The following is a 19,338-nucleotide window of genomic DNA, read 5'->3' as shown; positions in this document are numbered from 1 at the left end:
CCGACAGCGTACGACATGTTGTACTTCAGATATGTCAGCGACGTCGGCTGGGACGGATCGACAGCGACTCGACGGTGCCGCGCTCGGGCAGGTCGACGACCGTGCGCACGGCATCGGCGACGTCGGACGGGGCGAGGTAGTACTCGGTGTCGTAGTCCTCGCCGAGCTTCGCCACGAGCTGCCGCTGCATGTCCGAGTCCGTCCGGCCCGGGTGCACGCTCGACACCCGCACGCCGGCGTCCCGCTCCTCTTCCCGCAGGGCGTCGGTGAACGCCCGGAGCGCGAACTTCGACGCCCCGTAGACGCCGCCACCCGGCCCCGAGACGAAGCCCGAACCGGAGTTGATCGACACGACGATGCCCCGCGACGCGCGCAGCGCCGGCAGCGCCAGCCGCGTCAACTCGGCGACCGCGAAGACGTTGGTCGCGAAGACGGCCTCCCACGTGGCGCGCGGGGTGTCCGCGACCCGGGTGCCCTGCTCGACGCCGGCGGAGTGCACCAGGACGTCGAGCCGTTCCGGCAGGTCCGGCAGGTCGCCGGCGCCCAGGTCACCGATGAAGGGCTCGGCGCTCGGCAGGTCCGCGACGACGGCGGCGACCGCGTCGGCGCTGCGGCCCCCGACGAGCACGTGGTGGGTGCGGCCGAGTTCGGCCGCGATCGCGCGGCCGATGCCGCGGGTGGCTCCGGTCACCAGGGCGACCGGACGGACTGGAGGCTGTGTCTGCGTCACGCAGGCCAGCCTACGGACGCCGTGGCGAGCCTCCCGGCCGATGCAGGATCGTGCGTAGCGACGATCCGGGCTTCGACATCTGGTACGTCGGATGTCACGCTGGCTCCGCGCGGCAGTCAGCGGCGCACCGGACCGGCACCCCGCAGCGCGAGGAGCCGGGAGATCGAAGGGAATCCAGCATGTTCGTCGCCATCATCGGACTCATCGGCGCAGTCGGTGCCGGCATCATCGGAGCCGCAGGCGCCATCGGTGCCGGCGCGCTCGGAGTCGTGGGCACGGTCGCCGCCGCCCTGATCGGCGCGTTCCTCCACTGAGACGACGAGGACGTGGGCGCCACGGCGCCCACGTCCTCGTCTTCGTTCAGAGGTCAGTCGTTGTCGACGCCCTGGCGGATCCGGATGCCCTCGAGGACGTCCTGGGCGCGCTTCTCGTCCTGCTTCTCGATCTGGCGGGTGTCGCGCTCGGGGAGCTGGATGTCCTCCTCGGCACGGATGCCGGCCTGCAGTTCGCGGCCCCGCTCGATCTCGGCGTCGAACTCGGCGCCGAAGAGCAGCGCGTTGTTCGTGATCCAGATCCACAGCAGGAACACGATGACCCCACCGAGGGAGCCGTACGTGGCGTTGTAGTTCGAGAAGTTGCCGACGTAGAACCCGAAGCCCACGCTCGCGATGATCCAGATGAGCAGGGCGACGATCGACCCGCCGCTGACCCAGCGGAACTTCGGCTGCTTCACGTTCGGCGACCAGTAGTAGAGCACCGCGATCACCAGGACGGCGATCACCAGGAGGATCGGCCACTGCACGATGGACAGCACGAGTGCTGCGGCGTCGCCGAGGCCGATGAGGTCGCCGAAGCTGCGGGCGAGCGGACCGGAGACGAGCGCCAGCAGGCCGACGACGAGCAGGACGACCGTGGTCACCGTGACGCCGAGCATGGTCGGGCGGAGCTTCCAGATCGGGCGCCCTTCGCGGACGTTGTAGATGCGGTTCATCGACCGGCCGAAGGCACCGACGTACCCGGAGGCCGACCACAGGGCGCCGAGCAGACCGACGATGAACGTGACCGGTGCCGCGGGCGAACGGACCAGGCCCTCGACGGGGTCCTTGATCAGGTCGGCGACCTGCGCCGACCCGACGTTGCGGATGATCTCCAGCAGCGTGTCGACGGTGTCCTTCGGGTTCGACACCAGGCCGAGGATCGAGACGACGGCGAGCAGTCCGGGGAACAGCGCGAGGACCGTGTAGTACGTCAGGCTCGCGGCGAGGTCGGTGCACTGGTCGCTGGAGAACTCCCGCAGGGTCTTCTTCAGCGTGTAGACGAGCGTGGGCTTCTTGAGGTCGGTGGGGCTGTCGGCCTTCCGGGAGTCGTCCGGGTCCGGCTTCTGCTGTTCGCGTGCCATGGTCAGCCCTTCTTCGCGCGCTTGGCGGCCTGCTTGCGGTACCTGGCGGCCTGCGCCTGCACGGGGGCGAGACGACGGCGCTGCTTCGTGCGGAGCTGGTAGCCCGGGTCCTGCTCGAGCTGCGCCTGGCGTGCCTTCCGCCCGGCCCTCCGGGCCTTGCGCCCCTTGCGGCCGGGTGCCGACTCATCGCCGCCGCGCGCGCCGAACGGCAGCAGCGCGGTGAACGCCGTCGATGCGGGCGGTGCTGCGAGGTGACCGGCCGGGGTGCGACCGATGCGCGTGCCGACCACGATGGCCACCACGCCGGTTGCCGCGATCGTCGCCAGAGCGACGAGCGGGGTCGGGTCACGGTGCCAGCGCTGCCGGGTCTTCGCCACGGCCAGTCGGGTGCGCGCGGGCACGTCGACCTTGTGCTTGATGCGCTCGACCGTGTCGGTGATCCGCTCGCGAGTGCGGACGTTCGCGAGCTCGAGCTCGGGGAGACTGTCGTTCGCCATACGTCGTTCGTACACGGTTCCGGGCCTCGACACCCCAGGACCGCGTTGTGCGACCACCCCGGCAGTGCATCCAGTGTCACGCGTCTACCGTCCCGCGCATGCTGTACCGAGACGTCGCCGAGGGCATCCACCGGCTCGAGATCGCCCACACGAACCAGTACCTCGTCGAGACCGGCGACCAGCTGATCGTCATCGACGCGGGGCTCCCGGCGTCGTGGCCGCACCTGCTGCTCGCCGTGCACGACCTCGGGTACACACCCGACCAGGTCGAGGGCATCCTGCTCACCCACGGGCACTTCGACCACGTCGGCACCGCCGCCCGGGCGCACCGGGAGTGGGGCACGCCCGTGTTCGTGCACCCGGGCGACCGCGACCTGGCGGCACACCCGTACTCGTACCAGCCGCAGACGAACCGGTTCGGGTTCGTGCTCGCGCACCCGGGCGGGCTCGCACCGCTCGGCCGGATGTTGCTCGCCGGAGCCGCCACCGTCGACGGCATCGAGGACACCGTGCCGCTCGAGTCCCGCGCCGAGGTGCCCGGGTCCCCGTGGATCATCGAGACGCCCGGGCACACCGACGGACACGTGGCGCTGCACTTCGCCGACCGGGACGCCGTGGTCGTCGGGGACGCGCTGGTGACCTTCGACCCGTACACCGGCGGGATCGGGCCGCGGGTGGTGGCACCGGCCGCGACGTCCGACATGGAGACGGCTATCGCGTCGCTCGGGCGGCTCGAGGACACCGAGGCGCGGCACGTGCTGCCCGGGCACGGGCCGGCGTGGTCGTGGGGCGTGCGGGGCGCGGTGGCGCAGGCGCGGCGGGCGGCCGGGGCGGCCTGACGCTCGGGGTGCAGGTGGTCTGCCCGGTGCTGGTGTTCGGGCCGGGCGACGAGGTCGACGTCGTGCGACAGCGAGGTTGTCGTTCCGAGTCGAAGCCGACTGGCCGCTGGCCCGCCCGTCAGTCAGTCAGTCAGTCGGGGACGACGACGTCCTCGGGCAGCCCGGACGCGGCGGATCGCGTCGCGGCCTCCATCAGCGCGAGGCTCCGGAGGTTGTCCCGCCCGCTCGTCTCCGGCGCCGGGCCACCCTCGACCGCCCGCGCGAAGGCCTGCAGCCCACCCTGTCGGTCGTGGTGCTCGGCCTTGGGGAGCTCGACGGACTCCTCGGTCGGACCGCTGGCCGTGCTGCCGCCGGCCTTCCTCACCTTGACGATGTCGCCGCTGACGTCCCCGGGTTCGCCGGCACGGCTGGTGAACCGGATCTCGCCGTCCTCGCCCTGGATGCTCCACTCCCCCGCCCACGGCGTGTGCGCGGCGCGGCTCAACCAGCTGCCGCGGTAGCTCACGACCAGACCGTCCTCCATCTCGATGAGCATCGAGGCGACGGCTTCGTCCTGGTACTTGCTGAACGACGGCCACGTGGCCTTGGCGAAGACCCGGACGGCGTCCTTCCCCGTGATCATCCGCAGCAGGTCCAGGTGGTGGATCGCCATGTCGTTGATCATCGCGTGCGGGAACCGGTAGTGCGGGTTGTCCTCGAACGCCGCGTCGTTGTCCCACTGGCGGAAGTCGATGCTGATGGCGGAGAGCTCCCCGACGGTGCCCGCGGCGAGCAGGTCCTTCGTGACGCGGGGCGCCGGGTAGAACCGGTAGTTCTGGCTGACCTGCAGCACGAGGCCGCGTTCCTCGGCGCGGTGCACGGCCTCGGCGGCCTCGTCCGCGGAGTTGGCGAAGGGCTTCTCGACCAGGACGTGCTTGCCGGCGTCCAGGGCCTCGAGCGCGAGTGGCACGTGCGTGACGGCCGGGGCCGTGATCACGACGGCATCGGCATCGACCCCGGCGAGCGCCGCGGTCAGGGACGGGAACGCGGCGGACTCCGGCAGGCCGAGGTCCTTCCGCACGGCCTCGAGCGTGGGGGCACTCGGGTCGGCGATCCCGACGACCTCGACCTCCGACACCGCGGGGAGCGCGACGCGGGCCCAGCTGCCGCCCCACCCTCCGAGACCGACGTGGATGATGCGGACCGTCATGTGTGCACTCCCTCGTGTTCACGCGACGCCGACCTCGACGTCACGTCCATCCTGGCAGGGACCGCCGACGGGGTGACTCGGGAGCGCGTCGTGGTGGTCGATTGCGCGCGCGTTCCTTTCCATGACGCCCGCGGTGGGAAGCGGGATCGCGCGTTGCAGGTCGGAACGAACGACCCCCTACGCGCGATTCGACTCGCTACGCGGGAACGGGCCGGCCACGCGCGGAACAGCCCTCCGCCGCGGGACAGACGGGCGGGGACAGGAACCCGCCGCGCTCTCAGTGCGTGAACGCGTACGCGATGAGCGCCATCGTGACGATGAACCCCGCCAGGTAGTTGATCCACAGGAACCGCTTCCACCCCGCGTTCGCGGACTCGGCGCCCGCGTCGGTGACGTTCCACCACGGCAGCACGTTGAGCGCGTACGGGATCACCACGACGGCGGCGATGGGCCCCGGGAACGCCGAGAACAGCAGCGCGACACCCGCGACGAGGTACGCCACGAACGCCAGCCGCACGGTGGCCCGCGCCCCGATGACGGTCGCCACGGAGCCGATGCCCCCGGCCCGGTCGGCGAGCACGTCCTGCACGGCACCGAACGCGTGCGAGGCGACGCCCCACAGGAAGAACGCCACGCACACGGCGACGAGCTGCCCGGTCCAGTGCGGCCCGGCGAGCGCCAGGCCGTAGACCGCCGGGGACACGAAGTGCGTCGACGAGGTCAGCGAGTCCAGGAACGGCTTCTCCTTGAACCGCAGCCCCGGTGCCGAGTACGCGATCACGGCGAAGACGCTGATCGCCAGCACGAGCCACGACCACGGGCCGTTGCCGCCGACACCGCCGAGCAGCACGAGCGCGACGAGGAACGGCACGTTCGTGACGACGACGGCCCACAGCGTGGTGCGGTGCACGCTCTTGTCGAGCAGTGCGCCCTCGACCCCGCCCTTCCGCGGGTTGACGAGGTCGGACTCGTAGTCGAAGACGTCGTTGATGCCGTACATCGCCAGGTTGTAGGGCACCAGGAAGTACACGACGCCGACGAGCAGCGCCACGAGCGAGAAGCCGCCACCGCCGTCGACGCCGACGCCACTGCCGAGCAGGTAGGCGGCGGCGAACGGGTACGCGGTGTTCACCCAGCTGATCGGCCGGGACGACACGAACAGTGCACCCAGGGTCGACTGCCGGGAGGCTGGGGTCGCCGTCATCGCGGGTCCTCCGGTTCTGGACGTGGTCGGGTCGTGAGCTGGTCGCGGCGGTCGCGGTCGAGCAGGACCCACAGGGACGGGAGCAGCAGGACGGCACCGAGGGCGTAGGCCAGGTCCTCGACGGGGAACGCCCCGATCCGGAGCCCGGTGATGCGTGCCGGGTCGTACGCGACGATGCGCAGCGTGACGATGACGTTGTTGAAGACGATCGTCATGACGAGCAGCGCCACCCCGGCGACGACGCCGGTGACGAGGGTGGCCCGACGACGACGGGCGGCCTGCTCGCGCGTGGGGGCACGGCGGTCGGCCACCACGCCGGCGACGACCGCGAGCACGAGGGCCACGACCAGGAACGGCACCGCGAGCAGCGCGTACACGCCCGACCCGGTCACGACCGGCTCCGACGGTCGGCCGCCCGCGCCACGATCGGCCGGACGGCAGCGAACAGGTTCATCGTCGTGTAGCAGAGCAGCAGCAGGAAGAAGAGCTCCTCGAGCGGGACGTCCGGCGCGAGCAGCACCCCGGTCAGCAGCCGGGTGGGCCCGATGAAGAAGATCCCGAGCGCGACGCCGAGCACGTCCCAGACGAGGAAGAACACGACGCCGATCGCCATGACCGCCGCCGCACGCCACGGTGCCCGCCAGAAGAACAAGCGGTACCGGGCATCGAGCACGGTCATGCCGGTCAGGGAGACCAGCAGTCCGAGGAGGTAGAGCCCGTGCATCACCCAGCAGCCGTCGGCGTGGGGGTCCGCGTCGACGCCGCCGTGGTCACCCGCGGCGGGGCACCAGCGGACCGCTCGAGCGGCGTCGGCAGGGGCTCGGTCGACGTGTCGCCGTGGATGCGCTTCAGCAGGACCTCGGCGGAGATCAGGCACATCGGCAGCCCGATGCCCGGGATGGTCGACGAACCGGCGTAGTACAGGCCCTCGACCTTCTTCGACGTGTTGCCCTCGCGGAAGAAGGCGCTCTGCTTCAGCGTGTGCGCCGGCCCGAGCATCGAACCGCTCCAGGCGTTGTAGTCGTCCGCGAAGTCGCGCGGGCCGATCGTCCGGCGCACGCGGATGCGGTCGCGGAGGTCCGGGACGCCCGAGCGTTCGGCGACGACGTCGATGGCACGGTCGGCGATCTGCTCGACCTCGTAGTCGCCCGCGCCGTCGATGCCGCCCTTGCCGATGCCGACGTCGGCCGGCAGCGGCACCAGGATGAACAGGTTGCTCGACCCGCGCGGGGCGACGGTCGGGTCGGTCTCCGACGGTGCGCACACGTAGATCGAGGCGGGGTCCGGCACGTGCCGGTCGTCGCCGAACACCGCGCCGAAGTTCGCCTTCCAGTCCGCGGTGAACATGAGCGTGTGGTGCAGCAGCCCGGGGACGGGGCCGTCGACACCGAGGTAGACGAGCACCGCCGAAGGGCCGGGGTCGCGCTTCTTCCAGTGCGACTCGTCGTGCGTGCGGTGCTCGCGGTCGAGCAGCTGCATCTCGGTGTGGCGGAGGTCGGCGGCACTGACGACGACGTCCGCGGGCGCGACGTGCTGAACGCCGTCGCGGTCGCGGTGCACGACGCCGGTGACGTGCCCGTCCTCGACCTGGATCCGCTCGACCTTGGCCCCGGCGATGATCCGCGCGCCCTCGGCGCGGGCGACCCGCTCGACGGCGGAGATGAGCTCGGTGATGCCGCCCTTCGGGTAGAGCACCCCGTCGGCCAGGTCGAGGTGGCTCATCAGGTGGTACATGCTCGGCGCGGAGTACGGGCTCGTGCCGAGGAACACGGCCGGGTAGCCGAGCACCTGCCACAGGCGGCGGTCCCGCACGGCGGTCTCGGCGAAGGTCGACAGCGGCTCGAGGAGCAGTCGCGCGAGCTTGCCCATGCGGAGCAGCACGTCCGGGGCAGCGAGCTTCCGGAAGTCCTGGAACGTGCCGTAGAGGAACCGGCGCACGGCCATCTGGTACGTGTCCGCGGCCGAGTCGAGGTACTTCGCCATCCGCTTGCCGGCGCCGGGCTCGATCGACTCGAACAGCTCGAGGTTGTCCTCACGCGTGGCCCGCAGGTCGATGGGCTCGTCGTAGCCCTCGCTGTAGACGCGGTAACCGGGGTCGAGCTTCACCAGGTCGAGCTGCTCGTCGGCGCTCGTGCCCAGCAGCTGGAAGAAGTGGTCGAAGACCTCGGGCATGAGGTACCAGCTCGGCCCGGTGTCGAACCGGAAGCCGTCCTGCTCCCACGTCCCGGCACGGCCGCCGAGCTGGGTGCGCTGCTCGAGCACGGTGACGGCGTAGCCGTCCCGCGCGAGCAGCGCGGCGGACGCGAGTCCGCTGATGCCGCCGCCGATGACGACGGCGCGGCGCACGGGGACCTTGCGGGTGGACTCCGGACGGGAGGCTCGTGACGGGCTCATGCTGGGCCTCCTGTGTGTCGGCTGGTCACCCTGCGCGACGTGATGGGCGCGCGTCCGGCGAGCACCTGCGCGGCGAGCCGCGCCTTGACGGGGTTCGGGACGCGCACTCGGGTGGTGATGAGCCGGTCGGCCGGGGTGGCCGCGATCCGGTCGTTGAGTTCCTGGAACAGGGCGTGGGCCAGGCCGACGGCCTGGCGGGCGTCCTTCGGGAGCAGCGGGACCGTGCGTGCCGCCGTGTCGAGGTCGGCCTGGACGTCGTCGACCAGGCGGGTCTTGGTGGCCTCGTCGAAGGAGCGCAGGTCGACGCCCGGGAAGTACGAGCGGCCCAGCACCTCGAAGTCGGCGTGCAGGTCGCGGAGGAAGTTGACCTTCTGGAAGGCGGCGCCGAGGGCCCTGGCCCCGTCGACGAGCACGGTGGCGTCGAACGTCGGCCTGCCGGCGCGGTACACGAAGGCGCGCAGGCACATCAGGCCGACGACCTCGGCCGAGCCGTACACGTACGTGTCGAAGGAGGCCTGGTCGTGCTCGGTCTGCTCGAGGTCCATCCGCATCGACGCGAAGAACGGCTTCGTCAGCTCCGGGCCGAAGCCGGTCGTCCGGGCGGTCCTGGCGAACGCGTGCACCACCGGGTTCACCGAGAAGCCGTGCTCCATCGCGCGCTCGGTGTCGACCTCGAGCTCGTCGAGCACCGTGCGGGCGAGCGCCGGGTCGAGGCCTGCCTCGGTTGCCGGGCCGTCCACGACCTCGTCGGCGACGCGGACCAGGGCGTAGACGTTCTTGATGTGCTCGCGGGTGTCCTTCGTGAGCAGGCGCGACGCGAGCCCGAAGGACGTGGAGTAGCGGTCGATGACGACGGAGGACGCGGCCTCGGCCGTGGCGTCGTACAGCGGGAGCCGGGCGGCGTGCCCGCTGGCGGCCTTCGTGGTGCTCGTGGTCACCGGACGCGCTCCACCAGTTCCGACACCAGGGTCTCCAGACGGTCAGCGAGGTCGTACGGCAGCGCGGCGAGCTCGGCCCGGGCGAGTGCGGTGTGCTCGCGGACCCGGGCGAGCGCGGCGTCGTGCGCCCCGCAGTGCACGAGCAGACGGCGCATCTCGGCGGCGCGCTCCTCGGTCAGGTCGGGGTCACCGAGGTAGGGGGCGAGTTCGGCCCAGCACTCGGTGGTGGCGGCGTAGGCGATGAGCATCGTGCGCTTGCCCTCGCGCAGGTCGCCGATCGCGGTCTTGCCGGTCGCGGCCTCGTCGCCGAAGACCCCGAGCAGGTCGTCGACCACCTGGTAGGCGATGCCGATCTCACGGCCGAAGGCGCCGAGCGCGGTGACGACCGACTCGTCGGCGCCGGCGAGCACGGCGCCGGACTGCAGCGGGGCCTCGAACGAGTAGACGCTCGTCTTCGCGCGCTCCATCGCCAGGACCTCGTCCACCGTGGGCATCACGCCGTGCGTCAGGTCGACGTCGGCCATCTCGCCGGCGGCACTGGCGAAGACGGCGTCGTCGAACAGGTCGAGCAGGCGGGTGCGACGGTCGCCGTCCACCCCGCTCGACTCGATGAAGCGCGGGGCACCGGACAGCGCGAGGTCGCCGGCGATGACCGCGGCGCTCATCCCCCGGTGCTCGGCGGTCGGCAGCGGCAGGCCGCCCGTCGTGCCGGTGTCGCGGAAGGACCCGGCGACGTTCGGCTGCCCGCGGCGGGACCAGTCGCGGTCGATGACGTCGTCGTGCACCACCAGTGCGGTGTGCAGGAGTTCGTAGGCCGCAGCGACGTGCGCAGCGGCGTGGGTGTCGGTGCCGCCGAGGCCGGCGTAGGCGGTGAGGACCATGCGGGGACGGAAGCGCTTGCCACCCATGCTCGCCTTGCGGAGCACACGCCAGAGTTCCTCGGAGGGGCGACCGAAGGCCTGCGCCCGGGCCGAGGACACGACGAAGAAGCGCTCGAGGCACTCGTCGACCAGGGCGAGGTCGATGTGCGCCACGGTGGCCGCTTCGTCCGTCATTGGCCTAATCTATCGAACTAGATGAACCACTTCCCTGAAACCGTCGTGCTGCTGGCCGAAGACCGTACCCCGATCGGTACCGCTGACAAGTTCGCGGTGCACACCGATCACACGCCGCTGCACCTCGCCTTCAGCTGTCACGTCACGAACGCGGACGGCGACCTGCTCGTCACCCGCCGTGCGCTGACGAAGAAGGCCTGGCCCGGCGTCTGGACGAACTCCTTCTGCGGCCACCCCGGCCCGGACGAGTCGTTCGAGGACGCCATCGCCCGCCGTGCTGCCCGCGAACTGGGCATCACCGTGCGGGACGTGCAGAGCGTGCTGCCCGACTTCCGGTACCGGGCGGTCGACGCCTCGGGGATCGTGGAGAACGAGGTCTGCCCGGTGTTCCGCGCCGTGACGGACGACGTCCCAGCCCCGGCGGACGACGAGGTCTCCGAGTACGAGTGGCTCTCCCCGAGCGCACTGCGCAGTGCCGTCTCCGCGGCGCCGTTCGCGTTCAGCCCGTGGCTCGGGTGGCAGCTCGAGCAGCTGCCGGTCGACGCGCTCGACTGACCCCTCCGGGCGCGCCGTGGCGTGTCGGTGCGCTCGGTGTCCCGGCGGTGCACCGTGCGCGTTCTCTCAGCCGGTGCGAGGTTGACCACCCCGTGCGGGACTGATTGCGGGCACGGGGAGCGCAAGCTCGCACGGGGCGGTGTCGCGCCCGCGCCGCACCGACGCCGCACCGCGCCCGCGCCGCCGCCGCCGACGCCTCCCGGCTGGCGCCCGGGCGACGGGCGTGCATAATGATCTGGCTCGGAATGTGAACGTGCACATGGGCGTGCCACGACACCGAGCGGGAGAGAGCAAGCCATGGCGTCGACGCGGACACAGCCACCGCGATCGCCCAGCATCCGCGACGTCGCGCGGGTCGCTGGTGTGTCGCACCAGACCGTCTCACGGGTCCTGAACAACTCCGACGCCATCCGCGCCGAGACCCGCGACCGCGTGCTCGCCGCGATGGAGCAGCTGCAGTACCGGCCGAACCGGGCCGCCCGCGCACTGGTCACGTCCCGCACCAGGACGATCGGCGTGCTGACGGCCCAGCGCTCGCACTACGGCCCCGCCGTCACGATGCAGGCCATCGAGGACGCCGCCGTCGCCCGCGGGTACTCGGTCACGACGGCGAACATCGCCGAGCCGACCGACACCGCGGTGCGCGACGGGCTCGGGCACCTGCTCGACCAGGACGTCGAGGGCATGATCGTGATCGCGCCCCAGCAGCGGGTGTTCGACCTCATCGAGGAGCTCGGCGTCCGCACGCCGTACGTCACCCTCCGCTCGAGCATCGGCGAGGACCCGACGGCCCTCTGGGTCGACCAGATGGAGGGCGCACGGCTCGCGACCGCGCACCTGCTCGACCTCGGCCACGAGTACGTCCGCCACATCGCCGGCCCGCAGGACTGGGTCGAGGCCGACGCCCGGATGCAGGGCTTCCTCCGCGAGATGTCCGACCGCGACAAGCCCGTGCAGCCGCCGATCCTCGGGGACTGGACCGCGGACTTCGGCTACCACGCAGGACGGGAGCTCCTGCGGTACCGCGACTGCACCGCGGTGTTCTGCTCGAACGACGCGATGGCCCTCGGGGTCGTGCACGCCGCCCGGTCGTACGGGCTCGACGTGCCGGGTGACCTGTCCGTGGTGGGCTACGACGACATCCCCGAGGCGAAGCACTTCTGGCCGCCGCTCACCACCGTGCAGGTGGACTTCGCCGAGCTCGGGCGCCGCTGCGTCGACCTGCTCCTGCCCGACGAGGACGAGGTGCTCCGCGCCGTCGAGATCGTGCCGCAGCTAGTCGTGCGGGCGTCGACCAGCGCCCCGCGTCACCGCGGGTAGTGGCCGGAGAACGCAACTCCGAACCCCAAATCGGGGGACACCAGATGTCGGTGATCCCACCGACACGGCCACCGTTACCGAAACGCGACCGATCCGAATTGACACCCGGGCCGCAGCCGTGCGTAGTATTACCTCCGTTCCAGCCGATGTGACCGTTCACATCACCGTCACACGGGCTGGGGCACTGGACGCGACAACGAAGTCCACGCAGGCATCCTGCGCCTTCGCTGCCGCAGCAGGACCACCCGAAGGACTGCCGCATCGCAGCGGCAGAAGGAGATGCACCGTGGCGTCAACCCCGATCGACACCGGACTCGAGACCCGGTCGATCACAGCACCCGAGACCATCCTCGAGATGCGCTCGATCACCAAGGAGTTCCCTGGTGTGAAGGCCCTCTCGGAGGTCTCGCTCAACGTCCGCGCCGGCGAGGTCCACGCGATCTGCGGCGAGAACGGTGCCGGCAAGTCGACCCTCATGAAGGTCCTCTCCGGCGTCTACCCGTACGGGACCTACACCGGCGAGATCGTCTTCGAGGGCCAGGAAGTCCGCTTCTCGGGCATCAAGCAGTCCGAGCAGGCCGGCATCGTGATCATCCACCAGGAGCTCGCGCTGATCCCGGAGCTCTCGATCACCGAGAACCTGTTCCTCGGCAACGAGCCCAGCCGCTTCGGTGCCATCGACTGGACCGCCGCCCAGCTGCGCGCCCAGGACCTGCTCGCCCGCGTCGGCCTCCGCGACGACCCGGACACGCAGATCAAGAACATCGGCGTCGGCAAGCAGCAGCTCGTGGAGATCGCGAAGGCGCTGCACAAGGACGTCAAGCTGCTCATCCTCGACGAGCCCACCGCGGCCCTGAACGAGAACGACTCGCAGCACCTGCTCGACCTGATCGTCGGCCTCAAGGCCAAGGGCATCTCGAGCATCATCATCAGCCACAAGCTCAACGAGATCGAGCAGATCGCGGACAGCATCACGATCATCCGTGACGGCAAGACCATCGAGACGCTCAACGTCAAGGCGGACGGCGTCAACGAGGACCGCATCATCCGCGGCATGGTCGGCCGCTCGCTCGAGTCGCGCTTCCCCGACCGCACCCCGAAGATCGGCGAGACCTTCTTCGAGGTCCGCGACTGGACCGTGCAGCACCCGCTCGACTCGTCGCGCCTGGTCTGCAAGGGCTCGAACTTCCACGTGCGCCGTGGCGAGATCGTCGGCTTCGCGGGGCTCATGGGCGCCGGACGCACCGAGCTCGCGATGAGCATCTTCGGCCACTCGTACGGCACCTTCCTCGGCGGCACGATCCTCAAGGACGGCCGCGAGATCAAGGTCAACAACGTGCAGCAGGCCATCGACAACGGCATCGGCTACGTCTCCGAGGACCGCAAGGCACTCGGCCTGAACCTGCTCGACACCGTCAAGCGCTCCACCGTCGCCGCCGACCTCCCGAAGATCTCGAAGGCCGGTGTCGTCGACTCGCTCGAGGAGTACTCGGTCGCCGAGAAGTACCGGAAGCTGCTCCGCACGAAGGTGCCGAGCGTCGAGGACAACGTCGGCAAGCTCTCCGGTGGGAACCAGCAGAAGGTCGTCCTGTCGAAGTGGATGTTCACCGACCCCGACCTGCTCATCCTCGACGAGCCCACCCGCGGCATCGACGTGGGTGCCAAGTTCGAGATCTACGGCATCATCCAGCAGCTCGCAGCCGAGGGGAAGGGCATCATCCTCATCTCCTCCGAGCTCCCCGAACTGCTCGGTCTGTCCGACCGCATCTACACCATCTTCGAGGGTCAGATCACCGCTGACCTCCCGGCCGACCAGGCCGATCCTGAATCGCTCATGCGCAGCATGACCTCCGCGCGGAAGGGCGCCAACGCCTCATGAACAACCTGAAACAGCTCTTCGGCAAGGGCAACAGCATCGGCCAGTACGGCATGATCATCGCGCTCATCGCGCTGCTGATCTTCTTCTCGATCACGACCCAGGGCCTCATCCTCGAGCCCACCAACGTGATCAACCTGTTCCTGCAGTACTCCTACATCCTGATCCTGGCGCTCGGCATGGTCATGGTGATCATCGCCGGCCACATCGACCTGTCGGTCGGTTCGGTCGCGGCGGTCGTCGGCATCATCGTGGCGCAGTCCATGTCGGTCTGGCACTTCCCGGTGTGGGCAGCGATCATCCTCGGCCTGGCCGTCGGTGCGCTCATCGGTGCCTGGCAGGGCTTCTGGGTCGCCTTCGTCCGCGTCCCGGCGTTCATCGTGACCCTCGCCGGTCAGCTCATCTTCCGTGGCGTAAACCAGATCATCGGCAACTCGACCTCGGTCCCCGTCCCGAACGGCTACACCCCGATCGGCGCCGGCTTCCTCGGTGACTTCGGTCCGGACTTCGGCTACAGCAACGGCACCCTGCTCATCGGCCTGGTCACCGTCGCCGCGCTGATCATCATCGAGGCCCGTGGCCGTGCCCGTCGTCGCAAGATGCAGGCAGAGGTCCCGCCGCTGTGGGTCTCGATCGTCCGCACCGGCATCCTCGTCGCGGTCACGCTCGTCGCCACGTACCTGTTCGGCGCCGGCCCCGTGGGCACCTCGGTCCCGATCGTCGCGATCATCCTCGGCGTCCTGACCATCGTCTACGGCTTCGTCACGAAGAACACGATCTTCGGTCGCCAGGTCTACGCGGTCGGTGGCAACTCCAGCGCCGCAGTGCTCTCCGGTGTCAGCGCGAAGAAGGTCAACTTCTTCGTCATGATGAACATGTCCGTCCTCGCCGCCGTCGCCGGCATGGTGTTCGTCGCCTACTCGGGTGCCTCCGGCCCCGCGGACGGCACCGGCTGGGAGCTCGACGCGATCGCCGCCGTCTTCGTTGGTGGTGCTGCCGTCGCCGGTGGTGTCGGCACGATCTCCGGCTCGATCATCGGTGGTCTCGTGATGGCGCTGCTGTCCAACGGCCTGCAGCTGATGGGCCTCGAGTCCAACAAGGTGCAGATCATCCGCGGTCTGGTCCTGCTCGTGGCCGTCGCCTTCGACGTCTACTCGAAGTCGCAGGGGCGTCCGTCCCTGATCGGCGGCATGATGCGGCAGTTCCAGCGCAAGGACACCGACCAGAACACGGTGGCGGCTCAGCAGCCGCGGTCCATCGAGGACCAGCCCGAGAAGGTCACCCTCCCCTAGCCCTCCACCCCTCACAGCGGGGCCTCGGCCCCACCCTCCTCAACGAAGAGAAAGCAATCACATGCGCAAGAAGATCGTCGCCGGCCTCAGCCTGGCGCTCATCACCGGCCTCGCCCTCAGCGGCTGCTCGGCCCGCGGCTCGGACTCCGGCAACGGTTCCGACGCGGCCATCAAGAAGGGCGACCTCATCGGCGTCGCCCTCCCCGCCAAGACCTCGCAGAACTGGGTCCTCGCGGGCGCCGCGTTCAAGAAGTCGATCGAGGACGCCGGCTTCAAGGCCGACATCCAGTACGCCAACGCCAGCAGCCCCGTGCCGGACCAGCAGTCGCAGATCTCGGGCATGATCACCAAGGGCGCCAAGGCCGTCATCATCGGTGCCGCCGACGGTTCGCAGCTCACCTCGCAGGTCAAGTCGGCGAAGTCCTCGGGCGCCGTCGTCATCGCCTGGGACCGCAACATCCTGAACACCAAGAACGTCGACTACTACGTCGCGTTCAACAACTACAAGGTCGGCCAGCTCCAGGCCAATGCCCTCCTCAAGGGCCTCAAGGAGAAGGGCGGCAACGGCCCGTACAACGTCGAGCTCTTCGCCGGCTCGGCCGACGACGCCAACGCCACGGTCTTCTTCAACGGTGCGATGAACGTCCTGCAGCCGAAGATCGACGACGGCACCCTCAAGGTCGTCTCGGGTCAGACCACCTTCCAGAAGGTGCAGACCAAGGGCTGGCTCGCGCAGAACGCCCAGTCGCGCATGACCGACCTGATCTCGCAGTACTACTCGGGCGACACCAAGCTCGACGGCGTCCTGTCGCCGAACGACACCCTCGCCCGTGCGATCCTCACCGCGACCAAGGCCGCCGGCAAGGACAACCCCGTCGTCACCGGTCAGGACTCCGAGACCGCGTCGATCCCGCTCATCATGGACGGCACGCAGTACTCGACCATCTACAAGAACACGACGGACGAGGCCCAGGCGGCCATCGACCTGGTGTCCGACATCGCCGACGGCAAGACGCCGAAGACGACCAAGGACAAGAACAACGACAACGGTGTGAAGGTCGTCCCCGCCGTCGAGCTCACCCCGGTGCTCGTCACGAAGGACAACGCCGTCGAGGCCTACAAGGGCAACGACGCACTCGAGAAGCTGGCCAAGGCCGGCGAGTAGTCACTCGTTCCACCCACAGGGCCCCGTCCGCATCGCGGACGGGGCCCTGTCCCGTTCCCGGGACGTGCGTGGACGGCCGGGCTGACGCCGTGGTCGCGACCACGGCCGGACGGGAGGCTCGGTGCCAGCCCGAGCCGAGCCTCCCGTCCGGTGGGACCCGGGCCGCGACCGACCGCACCCGCCGTCAGCGCTGGCTGGCCCGGAGCCGCTGCGCTGCCTGCTGCAGGTGCGGGACGTCGACCTGCGCGGTACCGAAGACGAGCGCCGGGGTGGTGTCGAAGTACCGGCGCGTGAGCCGCTCCCCCAGCAGCGAGACGCGCGACCACGGGATGCCGGGTTCGCCGGCGGTCACCGCGACGGGGAGCATCCGCACCGCTTCGCCGATCTCGACCAGGCGCATCCGGATGGCGTCGTAGACCACGTCCTCGGGCAGGGTGTCCGCCGACACGTACCGGCCGATGACGCGGCACGCACGGATGACGTCCTCGAGTCGTTGGTCGACGTCCCGGTTCACAGGGGCACCGCCTGTCGGACGATCTCCGGGCGCATGCCGTCGGCGTCGACGACGTCGACTCGGACGCCGAGCACCTGCTCGGCCGCGTCCTGGATGCGCATCAGCGTGAAGATCCCGAGTCCCGGGCAGAGGTCGACCATCAGGTCGACGTCGCTGTCCGGGCCGTCCTCCCCGCGCGCAACGCTGCCGAAGAGCCGCGGGTTGCTGCCACCGAGCCGGGTGACGGCGTCGCACAGTTCGGTGCGGTGGGCCGTGACACGCTCGCGGAGCGACTTCGCGGTGGCGACCGGCTCGAGGTCGATCACGGTCAGGAACCCGGCGGCGTGGAGCAGCCGCTGCAGTGCGGCGAGCGAGGGTTCGCGGCGACCGTTCTCGTACGTGCTGATGACGCTCTGCGTGACCCCGGCGCGACGGGCGAGCTGCACCTGGGTGAGCGCGGCGCGGTCGCGGGCGTCGCGGATGAGGTCAGCGGCGGAGACGGGCTGCGGTGTCCGTGTCGGAACTCCGGTCATGGTGCAACGATACACACCATTCTGTATTTCGTACCCGGATCGTGTCAGTCCCGCTCGGACACGTCCGCGCGGTGGAAGTTGAGCGCCGAGCGGGACGCCGTCGGGCCGCGCTGGCCCTGGTACCGCGACTGGTACTCGGCCGAGCCGTAGGGCTTGTCCGCCGGGCTCGACAGCTGGAAGAAGCAGAGCTGCCCGATCTTCATGCCCGGCCAGAGCTTGATCGGCAGGGTGGCCACGTTCGAGAGCTCGAGCGTGACGTGGCCCGAGAAGCCCGGGTCGATGAACCCGGCGGTGGAGTGCGTCAGCAGGCCGAGGCGGCCGAGTGAGCTCTTGCCCTCGAGCCGGGCCGCGATGTCGTCGGGCAGGGTGACGACTTCGTACGTCGAGCCGAGGACGAACTCGCCGGGGTGCAGCACGAAGGCCTCGTCCGGGTCGGTCTCGACCAGTCGGGTGAGGTCGGGCTGGTCGACCGCCGGGTCGATGTGCGGGTACTTGTGGTTGTCGAACAGCCGGAAGTACTTGTCCAGACGGACGTCGATGCTCGAGGGCTGGACGAGTGAGGCGTCGTGGGGGTCGAGGCCGATCCGTCCGGCGGCGAGCTGGGCGGTGATGTCGCGGTCGGAGAGCAGCACGGTACTGAAGCCTAGCGGCCGGGATCGGCGCGCCGGTAGGCTGGCCGGCTGCCCTGCGCCGTGCACGGTGGCGGGAGGGGACCACCGTGTACCGCGTCATCGAGCTCGACGTGCCGAGGACCATGGACGACGACCCGGCGGCGGTCGCGGCGTTCCGCGAGTGGGTGGCGGTCTCGGCCCGCTCCGAGGTGGCCGTCCACGGGCTGGCCGAACTCGTCTGGACCGCCGAGGCCCAGCTGGCGATGATGCACGACCCGGAGGCACCGAGTCGGCTGTTCGTCGTGCGGGACGACCACGACGTCGTCGTCGCTGCCGGCTCCTACGACTCGAAGACCGCCCCCGGGACGCCGAACTGCTGGCTCTCCGTCGGCGTCGACCCCGAGCACCGCCGTCGTGGTGTCGGGACGCTGCTCGCCGACCACCTGGAGGGCATCGCGCAGGCCGAGGGCCGCACGCAGTGGAAGACATACGCCGTCTCGCGGCAGGTCGGACCGGCGACGGGCCCCGGGTACCTGCAGGCCCCCACCGGGTTCGGCGCCGTGCCGGAGGACGAGGCGGGCGTCCGCTTCCTGACCGGGCGTGGGTGGCGGTTCGGCCAGGTGAACCGGATCAGTCGACTCGCGCTGCCCACCGATCGTGCGGTGGTCCAGGCGCTGCACGACCGTGCCGCGACCGCCGCCGGGACCGACTTCCGGGTACACGCGTGGTCCGGACCGACGCCCCCGCGGTGGCAGGAGGGCATCGCCCTGCTCGAGACCCGGATGAGCACCGACGCCCCGGACGGCGACATGGAGGAACCCGAGGACGTCTGGACGGTCGAGCGTCTGCAGGAGCACGACGCGCTGCTCGACCGGTCACCGCGCACGATGCTGACCGTCGCCGTCGAGCACGTCCCGAGCGGGGTCCTGGCCGGGTTCACCCAGCTGGCGGTGCCGGACGAGACAACCGAGCCCGTCTTCCAGTGGGACACGCTCGTGCTGCGCGAGCACCGCGGGCACCGGCTCGGGTGGCTGCTCAAGGTCGTGGGCATCGAGACCGTCGAACGGGACCACCCCGGGCACCCGTCGATCATCACGTTCAACGCCGAGGAGAACCGCCCGATGCTCGACGTCAACGAGGCCGTCGGGTTCGTCGGTGTCGGCAGCGAGGGGATCTGGGAGCGCCGGGTGGGCGCCGGGGGTGGCGGAGGTGCCGGTGGCGCCGGGGGCGCCGGGTAGGGTCGGCCGC

General features: G+C 70.3%; 21 protein-coding genes. 8 read left to right on the top strand and 13 right to left on the bottom strand.

The window, feature by feature from the left end; genetic code table 11:
* Positions 1 to 34: 34 nt before the first annotated feature.
* The gene (locus BIU98_RS18020) at positions 35 to 730 is read right to left on the bottom strand and encodes an SDR family oxidoreductase (RefSeq protein WP_175481419.1); all 696 of its coding nucleotides are present in this window, start codon (positions 728 to 730) and stop codon (positions 35 to 37) included.
* 179 nt (positions 731 to 909) lie between these two features.
* Between BIU98_RS18020 and BIU98_RS20025 the strand changes: the two genes are divergently transcribed.
* On the top strand, positions 910 to 1,044 hold the full coding sequence (locus BIU98_RS20025; RefSeq protein ID WP_302847990.1) for a hypothetical protein: 135 nt from the start codon (positions 910 to 912) through the stop codon (positions 1,042 to 1,044).
* A 53-nt stretch (positions 1,045 to 1,097) separates the two neighbouring features.
* Here the strand turns inward: BIU98_RS20025 and BIU98_RS18015 are convergent, their stop codons facing one another.
* Both BIU98_RS18015 and BIU98_RS19655 read right to left on the bottom strand, forming a co-directional pair.
* Positions 1,098 to 2,129: a YihY/virulence factor BrkB family protein gene (locus BIU98_RS18015; protein WP_071279641.1), complete on the bottom strand. Its 1,032-nt coding sequence runs from the start codon at positions 2,127 to 2,129 to the stop codon at positions 1,098 to 1,100.
* Between the two features lie 2 nt (positions 2,130 to 2,131).
* Entirely contained in the window at positions 2,132 to 2,626 is a 495-nt protein-coding gene (locus tag BIU98_RS19655) for a hypothetical protein (RefSeq protein ID WP_071279639.1), read from the bottom strand.
* 98 nt (positions 2,627 to 2,724) lie between these two features.
* Between BIU98_RS19655 and BIU98_RS18005 the strand changes: the two genes are divergently transcribed.
* Complete coding sequence (locus BIU98_RS18005; protein WP_071279637.1) at positions 2,725 to 3,465, top strand: MBL fold metallo-hydrolase; 741 nt, start codon at positions 2,725 to 2,727, stop codon at positions 3,463 to 3,465.
* A gap of 130 nt (positions 3,466 to 3,595) precedes the next feature.
* On the opposite strand, the gene BIU98_RS18000 is transcribed toward BIU98_RS18005, so the two are convergent.
* The 7 genes from BIU98_RS18000 to BIU98_RS17970 all read right to left on the bottom strand — a co-directional run bounded on the left by BIU98_RS18000 (position 3,596) and on the right by BIU98_RS17970 (position 10,245).
* Positions 3,596 to 4,654 (bottom strand): Gfo/Idh/MocA family protein, encoded by a 1,059-nt coding sequence (locus BIU98_RS18000; protein ID WP_071279635.1) that lies wholly within the window; start codon positions 4,652 to 4,654, stop codon positions 3,596 to 3,598.
* A gap of 277 nt (positions 4,655 to 4,931) precedes the next feature.
* Positions 4,932 to 5,858 (bottom strand): prenyltransferase, encoded by a 927-nt coding sequence (locus BIU98_RS17995; RefSeq protein ID WP_071279633.1) that lies wholly within the window; start codon positions 5,856 to 5,858, stop codon positions 4,932 to 4,934.
* Positions 5,855 to 6,250: a lycopene cyclase domain-containing protein gene (locus BIU98_RS17990; protein ID WP_083393387.1), complete on the bottom strand. Its 396-nt coding sequence runs from the start codon at positions 6,248 to 6,250 to the stop codon at positions 5,855 to 5,857. Before BIU98_RS17990 ends, BIU98_RS17995 begins: the two co-directional genes overlap by 4 nt.
* Positions 6,247 to 6,582: a lycopene cyclase domain-containing protein gene (locus tag BIU98_RS17985; RefSeq protein WP_071279631.1), complete on the bottom strand. Its 336-nt coding sequence runs from the start codon at positions 6,580 to 6,582 to the stop codon at positions 6,247 to 6,249. Before BIU98_RS17985 ends, BIU98_RS17990 begins: the two co-directional genes overlap by 4 nt.
* Positions 6,582 to 8,252 (bottom strand): phytoene desaturase family protein, encoded by a 1,671-nt coding sequence (gene crtI / locus BIU98_RS17980; protein ID WP_071279630.1) that lies wholly within the window; start codon positions 8,250 to 8,252, stop codon positions 6,582 to 6,584. Before crtI ends, BIU98_RS17985 begins: the two co-directional genes overlap by 1 nt.
* Complete coding sequence (locus tag BIU98_RS17975) at positions 8,249 to 9,190, bottom strand: phytoene/squalene synthase family protein (protein ID WP_071279628.1); 942 nt, start codon at positions 9,188 to 9,190, stop codon at positions 8,249 to 8,251. The genes crtI and BIU98_RS17975 overlap by 4 nt, the downstream gene beginning before the upstream one ends.
* On the bottom strand, positions 9,187 to 10,245 hold the full coding sequence (locus tag BIU98_RS17970) for a polyprenyl synthetase family protein (protein ID WP_071279626.1): 1,059 nt from the start codon (positions 10,243 to 10,245) through the stop codon (positions 9,187 to 9,189). Before BIU98_RS17970 ends, BIU98_RS17975 begins: the two co-directional genes overlap by 4 nt.
* A gap of 21 nt (positions 10,246 to 10,266) precedes the next feature.
* Here BIU98_RS17970 and idi point away from each other — a divergent pair, with 21 nt between their 5' ends.
* The 5 genes from idi to BIU98_RS17945 all read left to right on the top strand — a co-directional run bounded on the left by idi (position 10,267) and on the right by BIU98_RS17945 (position 16,453).
* The gene (idi, locus tag BIU98_RS17965; protein ID WP_071279624.1) at positions 10,267 to 10,800 is read left to right on the top strand and encodes an isopentenyl-diphosphate Delta-isomerase; all 534 of its coding nucleotides are present in this window, start codon (positions 10,267 to 10,269) and stop codon (positions 10,798 to 10,800) included.
* 297 nt (positions 10,801 to 11,097) lie between these two features.
* The gene (locus BIU98_RS17960; protein ID WP_071279622.1) at positions 11,098 to 12,120 is read left to right on the top strand and encodes a LacI family DNA-binding transcriptional regulator; all 1,023 of its coding nucleotides are present in this window, start codon (positions 11,098 to 11,100) and stop codon (positions 12,118 to 12,120) included.
* Between the two features lie 355 nt (positions 12,121 to 12,475).
* A complete protein-coding gene (mmsA, locus tag BIU98_RS17955; RefSeq protein WP_071279764.1) occupies positions 12,476 to 13,999 on the top strand; it encodes a multiple monosaccharide ABC transporter ATP-binding protein in 1,524 nt (507 codons plus the stop codon).
* On the top strand, positions 13,996 to 15,288 hold the full coding sequence (gene mmsB, locus BIU98_RS17950; protein ID WP_071279619.1) for a multiple monosaccharide ABC transporter permease: 1,293 nt from the start codon (positions 13,996 to 13,998) through the stop codon (positions 15,286 to 15,288). The genes mmsA and mmsB overlap by 4 nt, the downstream gene beginning before the upstream one ends.
* A 61-nt stretch (positions 15,289 to 15,349) precedes the next feature.
* Entirely contained in the window at positions 15,350 to 16,453 is a 1,104-nt protein-coding gene (locus BIU98_RS17945) for a sugar-binding protein (RefSeq protein WP_071279617.1), read from the top strand.
* Positions 16,454 to 16,637: 184 nt separating this feature from the next.
* On the opposite strand, the gene BIU98_RS17940 is transcribed toward BIU98_RS17945, so the two are convergent.
* The 3 genes from BIU98_RS17940 to dcd are packed head-to-tail and all read right to left on the bottom strand — an operon-like array spanning position 16,638 to position 18,111.
* A complete protein-coding gene (locus tag BIU98_RS17940; RefSeq protein WP_071279615.1) occupies positions 16,638 to 16,967 on the bottom strand; it encodes a DUF86 domain-containing protein in 330 nt (109 codons plus the stop codon).
* A complete protein-coding gene (locus BIU98_RS17935) occupies positions 16,964 to 17,479 on the bottom strand; it encodes a helix-turn-helix domain-containing protein (RefSeq protein WP_083393386.1) in 516 nt (171 codons plus the stop codon). The genes BIU98_RS17940 and BIU98_RS17935 overlap by 4 nt, the downstream gene beginning before the upstream one ends.
* A gap of 44 nt (positions 17,480 to 17,523) precedes the next feature.
* On the bottom strand, positions 17,524 to 18,111 hold the full coding sequence (gene dcd / locus BIU98_RS17930; RefSeq protein ID WP_071279613.1) for a dCTP deaminase: 588 nt from the start codon (positions 18,109 to 18,111) through the stop codon (positions 17,524 to 17,526).
* A gap of 86 nt (positions 18,112 to 18,197) precedes the next feature.
* Between dcd and BIU98_RS20020 the strand changes: the two genes are divergently transcribed.
* Entirely contained in the window at positions 18,198 to 19,328 is a 1,131-nt protein-coding gene (locus tag BIU98_RS20020) for a GNAT family N-acetyltransferase (RefSeq protein WP_071279612.1), read from the top strand.
* Positions 19,329 to 19,338 lie beyond the last annotated feature (10 nt).

The organism is Curtobacterium sp. MMLR14_010 (genome assembly GCF_001865015.1).
In the GTDB taxonomy this organism is placed as follows: domain Bacteria; phylum Actinomycetota; class Actinomycetes; order Actinomycetales; family Microbacteriaceae; genus Curtobacterium.
The sequence above is the reverse complement of the archived record's forward strand: the minus strand, read 5'-3'. Positions and strand labels throughout refer to the sequence as shown.

Bases quoted from the DNA above. Each gene is read 5' to 3' on its own strand.
- BIU98_RS20025 (WP_302847990.1), top strand. From the start codon at position 910: ATGTTCGTCGCCATCATCGGACTCATCGGCGCAGTCGGTGCCGGCATC.
- BIU98_RS18015 (WP_071279641.1), bottom strand. From the start codon at position 2,129: ATGGCACGCGAACAGCAGAAGCCGGACCCGGACGACTCCCGGAAGGCC.
- BIU98_RS19655 (WP_071279639.1), bottom strand. From the start codon at position 2,626: ATGGCGAACGACAGTCTCCCCGAGCTCGAGCTCGCGAACGTCCGCACT.
- BIU98_RS18005 (WP_071279637.1), top strand. From the start codon at position 2,725: ATGCTGTACCGAGACGTCGCCGAGGGCATCCACCGGCTCGAGATCGCC.
- BIU98_RS18000 (WP_071279635.1), bottom strand. From the start codon at position 4,654: ATGACGGTCCGCATCATCCACGTCGGTCTCGGAGGGTGGGGCGGCAGC.
- BIU98_RS17995 (WP_071279633.1), bottom strand. From the start codon at position 5,858: ATGACGGCGACCCCAGCCTCCCGGCAGTCGACCCTGGGTGCACTGTTC.
- BIU98_RS17985 (WP_071279631.1), bottom strand. From the start codon at position 6,582: ATGCACGGGCTCTACCTCCTCGGACTGCTGGTCTCCCTGACCGGCATG.
- crtI (WP_071279630.1), bottom strand. From the start codon at position 8,252: ATGAGCCCGTCACGAGCCTCCCGTCCGGAGTCCACCCGCAAGGTCCCC.
- BIU98_RS17970 (WP_071279626.1), bottom strand. From the start codon at position 10,245: ATGACGGACGAAGCGGCCACCGTGGCGCACATCGACCTCGCCCTGGTC.
- idi (WP_071279624.1), top strand. From the start codon at position 10,267: ATGAACCACTTCCCTGAAACCGTCGTGCTGCTGGCCGAAGACCGTACC.
- BIU98_RS17960 (WP_071279622.1), top strand. From the start codon at position 11,098: ATGGCGTCGACGCGGACACAGCCACCGCGATCGCCCAGCATCCGCGAC.
- mmsA (WP_071279764.1), top strand. From the start codon at position 12,476: ATGCGCTCGATCACCAAGGAGTTCCCTGGTGTGAAGGCCCTCTCGGAG.
- mmsB (WP_071279619.1), top strand. From the start codon at position 13,996: ATGAACAACCTGAAACAGCTCTTCGGCAAGGGCAACAGCATCGGCCAG.
- BIU98_RS17945 (WP_071279617.1), top strand. From the start codon at position 15,350: ATGCGCAAGAAGATCGTCGCCGGCCTCAGCCTGGCGCTCATCACCGGC.
- BIU98_RS17935 (WP_083393386.1), bottom strand. From the start codon at position 17,479: ATGACCGGAGTTCCGACACGGACACCGCAGCCCGTCTCCGCCGCTGAC.